The organism is Streptomyces canus, from assembly GCF_001514145.1.
GTDB lineage: Bacteria > Actinomycetota > Actinomycetes > Streptomycetales > Streptomycetaceae > Streptomyces > Streptomyces canus.
Genome location: NZ_KQ948706.1, coordinates 1 through 5424, shown reverse-complemented (window position 1 = coordinate 5424; position 5424 = coordinate 1). Strand labels below are relative to the sequence as shown.

4 protein-coding genes are annotated in these 5424 nt (G+C 70.1%); 3 read left to right on the top strand and 1 reads right to left on the bottom strand.

The window, feature by feature from the left end; translation table 11 throughout:
• Positions 1 to 606: 606 nt before the first annotated feature.
• The gene (locus tag AQJ46_RS51065) at positions 607 to 2787 is read right to left on the bottom strand and encodes an AfsR/SARP family transcriptional regulator (protein WP_159064293.1); all 2181 of its coding nucleotides are present in this window, start codon (positions 2785 to 2787) and stop codon (positions 607 to 609) included.
• 354 nt (positions 2788 to 3141) lie between these two features.
• On the opposite strand from AQJ46_RS51065, the gene AQJ46_RS51060 reads away from it, so the two are divergent.
• From AQJ46_RS51060 to AQJ46_RS51050, 3 genes are all read left to right on the top strand, one after another.
• On the top strand, positions 3142 to 3531 hold the full coding sequence (locus AQJ46_RS51060; RefSeq protein ID WP_159064292.1) for a hypothetical protein: 390 nt from the start codon (positions 3142 to 3144) through the stop codon (positions 3529 to 3531).
• A gap of 76 nt (positions 3532 to 3607) precedes the next feature.
• Complete coding sequence (locus AQJ46_RS51055) at positions 3608 to 4486, top strand: hypothetical protein (RefSeq protein ID WP_059212196.1); 879 nt, start codon at positions 3608 to 3610, stop codon at positions 4484 to 4486.
• A gap of 230 nt (positions 4487 to 4716) precedes the next feature.
• Positions 4717 to 5175: a DUF2625 family protein gene (locus AQJ46_RS51050; RefSeq protein ID WP_079072890.1), complete on the top strand. Its 459-nt coding sequence runs from the start codon at positions 4717 to 4719 to the stop codon at positions 5173 to 5175.
• Positions 5176 to 5424: the final 249 nt, after the last annotated feature.

Below are 5424 nucleotides of genomic sequence, written 5' to 3'. Positions count from 1 at the left end.
CCCGCTCCGCCATACCTCACACCGTATCAACCCCTATGCAAGCGGCGGGCGTCGGTTAGTGGACGGCGCACGCCGGTCCGCCCTGACGGCGAACCGGCTTCCCCTGCCCCGCAGGAGCTTCGTTTCCTCCCCGGCCTAAACGCCGGGGTATCCACCAAGGACAGACCCGATGACGGTGCCCCGGCTGCTTTCCTCAGCCGGGCACCGTTGCGCGATGGTCAGGATCGAACGTGCCGCCGTCCGATAACGCCGCCCGCCAGGTAGCCGCCGCCGATCCAGATGGTGCCCGACGCGGCGAGGCCCGCGAGCAGCCAGGCCAAGTCAGTTCGTGACCGCCCGGCCCGAAGGGAGCGCGATGCAGGCCACCGCACTGAGCCCGAGCAGGCCTGGCAGGACCCTCGTGTACAGCAGGTGTTTCAGTTCCGCGGTCGGTGTCCTCACGTGTGGTCGTCGCGGACGGCGCCATACTGGACTCCGTCGTCGTAGATGTCGCTCATGGTCGGTGTCCTCTCCTCAGTGGTGGCGGCTGACGTGGTTGTTGATGCACTCGGGGGCGCGGTACGGGACGCGAAGAGGGTGTCACTGGCCGAATAGCACTCGTCCCGGTCAAGCGCGGACCGGGCCGGCCGTGAGCGCGCCACTGCCTGCGCGTTGGCACAGTTCCTCGGGGTGGTCCGCCACGGCCGGTGCGTAGCGGGCTCGTGTCGTAGGGGCCTGGTCACCACCGAGGACCGTCCGGGCGAGCAGTGACGCCAGATCGCACGCGCGCCGGTCCAGACCGAAGCGTTCGGCGAGACTTACGCCGGCCCGCAGAAAGGCCTGCTCGGCCTCCAGCCACGCCCCGGGTGCCAGCCCCAGTTCGACCGGTTTCGCTGCCGTGGGAGGTGTCCGTTCGTATGCGCCGACGGCATCGATCCCGCCCGCACGGCTGGCCAGGACGACCATGGTGTCCACCAGACGCGCGGCGGCGATCCGGCGTTCTACGGCGGTCTCCTCACCAACGGCGCGTTCGCGGGCGTACAGCCGCACCAGGTCGTGCAGGCGGTAACGGACCTGCCCGCAGCGGTCCGCGCCGAGCGGCTCCAGCAGATGCGCGTCTGCCAGTCGTTCCACCAACTGTCCGGCCTCGTGCGCGCCAGTGGCCGCGAGTGCGGCCGCCGCCCATGACGCGAAGTCCGGCACGTCGAGCACTGCGAGTCGCCGCAGCATCCGCCGCTCGGCGTGCCGCAGGCGGTCGTAGCTGAGGCCGAGCCGGGCCCGTACGTCCAGGTCGCCGCACGCCATCTCGTCCAGCCGAGTCTCCTCCTCACGCAGGCGCTCGGCCATCGCCCGTAACGGCCATCGATCCCGGGCGGCCAGCCGAGTTCCGATCACGCGGACGGCGAGCGGCAGCCCACCGGACAGGCGGGCGATGTCCGCGGCCGCCGCAGGCTCGGCCGCGACCCGCTCGGGACCCGCCAGCCTGGTGAGGAGCGCCACGGCACAGGTCGGGTCCAGTACGTCGAGGTGGGTACGGGTGGTCGCGTCGAGACCCAGGAGTGCCGAGCGGCTCGCGATCAGCACGGCACTGCCCCCGCCGGGACCCGGCAGCAGCGGGCGTGCCTGCCGCTCGTCGGTGACGTTGTCCAGGACGATCAGGATGCGCCGGCGGTTCAACATGGTGCGGAGGACGGCGGACGCCTGCGGGAGCGTGGCGCGCGCCTCGGCGGATACGACTCCCAGGGCGTGAAGGAAGCTGGTGATGACCTGCGCCGGTTCAACCGGGCGCGATCGGTCGGCTCCGCCGAGGTCCGCGTACAGCCGCCCGCCCGGGTAGTACGCGGCGAGGCGATGGGCAACGTGCAGGACCAGGGCCGTCTTGCCGACGCCCGGCATTCCGTGCACGACACAGACCGCCGGGTGCGGTCCCTGCTGACGCAGGGCGGTCCGCAGCCGCTCCACCTCCGTGTCACGGCCGGTCAGCACTGTGGCGGCGGGAAGCTGCTCGGGCACCGGAGCCCGCTCGGGCCCGCCGGAGAGCGCCGGGGCTCGGTCCCGGGGGCCGGCGCCGACGTCCTGCTGCGGCGTCTCGCAGGCGAGCATCTGTGCGTGCAGGTGGCGCAGTTCCGGGCTGGGGCCGATACCCAGTTCGGTGCGAAGCCAGCGGTGGGCGTCCCGGTAGGCGGCGAGCGCCTCGGCGCGCCGTCCGCAGCGGTGCAGGGCGGTCATCAGTAGCAACCGCAGCTGCTCGCGCTCGGGGTGTTCGGCGACCAGCCGGTTCAGCTCCGCCACCAGGTCCGCAGGCGCGCCCCCGTTCAGACGTGCCGTCAGCAGGTGTTCCACGGTGGCGAGGCGCAGTTCCTCCAAGCGGATCGCCTCGGTGCGCAGGATCGACGTGGTCGGGTTGCCCAGTGCCGGACCGTGCCACAGAGCCAGCGCCCGCTTGAGTGTGTCGGTCGCCGTGCGCTCGCCCCTCGCCGCCTCGGCTCGGCCCCGTTCCGCCAGCTTCAGGAAACGGTCGAGGTCGAGCTCACCCGAGTCGGGCTGGAACAGGTAGCCACGGGGCCGGGTCACGATCACCTCGCGGTGCCCGGAGACGTGCAGGACCTGTCTGATGCGGGCGACGTAACTCTGTACCAGCTTCGGTGCGGTGGGCGGCGGTCTCTCTCCCCATACGGCGTCCACCAACCGGTCCACGGACACGACCTGTCCTGCGTCGACAAGGCCCGCCGTCAGCAGCGCTGTCGGCTTGTGCGCCAACGGCCGCAGCTCTCCTGCCCCGGACCTCACTTCGACGGGTCCCAGCACACGCAACTCCACCACGGCCCCCAAGGCTCTCCCCCCGCTGCCCCGGTGTCTCACGGCACAGGGACCGCTTCGCCTGTGATGCCCACGATGCGGTGGGAGATGCGTGCGGCGCCAGGGGTGGTTTCGGCCTGTGTGCGGCACGGAACCGCGCGATGTCCGGTCGCGCAGGTCGGTGGGCCCGATGCGCGCCGGGTGCACCAGGACTGCACCGTGACTGCGCGAGGTCTGCACCGCCGTCGGTCAGGGTGGCGCCACCGGAACGGCACCACGGTGCGGTCCCGGGAACCGACAGCGACGAAAGGGATGCGGATGGCACTCGCACGTAGTCGGATGCGGCTTGCAGCGGTCCTCGGAATGGCAGCGACGATGGCGGTGGGAGGCGCGGTGCTGGCCTCGCCGGCCTCGGCGGCCCCGAACTGCGCCTCGGGGTATCACTGTGTGTTCTTCCTCGGCTTCAACTCCGCCAAGCACTCGTACTTCAACAGCGACACCAAATTCAGCGGGGACACCTTCAACGAGGGCAGCGGGCTGTCCGGTTACGGCCGGTCCGTGAACGACAACGTTGTCTCCGCCAGCAACTCCAGCAACAGCAACTATGAAAGTCACTACTACGTCAACTCCAACAACGGCACCTTCCTGTTCTGTGTGAATCCGGGCAGCAGCGTCGAGTACCTGCCGTCCGCCAAGCAGAACGTGGCCAGCTCCCTGCAGCTGCGCGGTAGGACCAGCATCTCCTGCTACTGACCGGCAGGCGTCCGCCGGTGCGGCGATCGTCGGGCACGACGGCCGCCGCACCGGCCACCGAGGAAGGGGAACCGCCATGCTGCTGGCCGCCGCACGCCGCCGCGCCGTCCGTATCGCCGCCGTCGTCCTGATCCTGGCCGTGGCCCTGACCGCCTGGGTAGTCCACGGCCGCTCCTCACCGACGACCCGGCCGACCACGACCGGGTCGGCCGAGGTGGACACGGACGCACTGAACCGACGTCTGCCCTTCCAACGTCTGCTGTACCTGCCGAGCGCCGCAATCCTCCGGGTCCAGCGAGCCGAGCAGCGACTCACCGTCGCCTGCATGAGGCGGCACGGTTTCACCTTCAGGCCCGCCACATCCGCCGCTTCCGACGAGCACCCCACCCCCTTCGGCCTCGAATCCCTGGCACCCCAACCGCCCGCCGCGTCCGTGCCGCCCGAAAGGTCACGGGGGGAGGCGTTCACCCGGGCGCTGTACGGAGACCCCGACAAGCGGATCTCCGCCAAGGGCACCATGTTCAAGATCAGCCGGCCTGCCGACGGCTGCCAGGCCGAGGCGGAGAAGCGGCTGCTGGGCAACTCCCGACTGCGCTGGCTGCAGTTGCGGATCCGGCTCGGGGAAGGTGAGAAGGAGGCCCGGGACCTGTTGGATAAGGACGGCGACTACCGTGCCCTGCAGGCCCGCTGGGGCCGGTGCATGCGCCAGACCGGGTTCCAGCAGAAGGATCCGTTGAGTGTGCTGCTGAGTCTGCCCCGAGGCACGCAACCCGCGGCCAACGCCGCCGCTCGGGCAGACATGCGGTGCAAGGACGCGACGCACTACCTGCCCACCGCCTACAACAGGCTGCGGGTCGTACAGCAGGACTGGCTGGACGACCACTCTGCCACGCTTGCCGAATGGAACCGGCTCCAGACCCACCAGGACGCTCTGGCCCGGAAGGTGCTCGCCTGAACGCGAGGCGCTGGCTGGGCCCGCGTGTATGCGGCCCGGGACCTGGTCGGCGTGGAGGGCTACGGGAATACGTGCCCAACGGCTGATTGACTTCTCTGACGACAGCAGCCGGACGCGGTCGAGGTGCAGACACTCAGGGCGGCGTGCGTCGGTGTGTCCTGGGGCGACGAAGCCGACCTTGGTCAGCTGGGCGGAACCGCTGCCAGGCCGGCCGCCGCACACCGCGATGTGTGCCGGCAGTCGGGCCAGGCATCCCAGAAGCCAGGTTCAACAGAGTTGAGGTGCGGCCCGGCGATCCCGAAATAGGCCGCGCCTCCCTGCTGCAACTACAGGTCTCCGCCCGATCAATTTCGGGCGGGATCGTACTGAACTGCGGCGGTCTGCTCGTGGACAGCGGATGGTTGCGGATCTTCGGAAGCCCGAGTGGTGCGCACGTCGAAGGACTGCCCGGCCTGGCCGAAATCAACGCGACGCCCGCGACGTTCGATCCCGCATGGTCGGCAGGTGCGGGCCTCGTGATCGCGCACGACGTGCTGGGCGGCGTCTTCACCCTCAACAGGGACAGCTGTCCGCGTACTCATGAAAGTGCACGGCGACCCATGGGGATTCTGGAACAGCAGTTCGGTCTGACCCTGCCGAAGGAAGCGATCCTCGCCGGCACCCTGCCCGCCGCCATCATCAAAACCTGACAGCAGCAAAACCGGCCCCTGGATCCCCACTCCAGGCCGCACGCTGAGTGCCAGTTCTTCCGGGACCGCCACAAGCACGAAGAGTGAGAGAAGAAGGCCCACCGGCTCAAAGCCCGCAGTCCGGATAGGAACCGGAGGATGCCAGGCCGGCAGGTATCCGGGGTACGTCCGTGGCGTCCAGTACTCGCCCTGAACGCCGGATGGCCCCGGCCGGGCGAACGGCCGGGGCCATGCCCCGTCACACCGCGG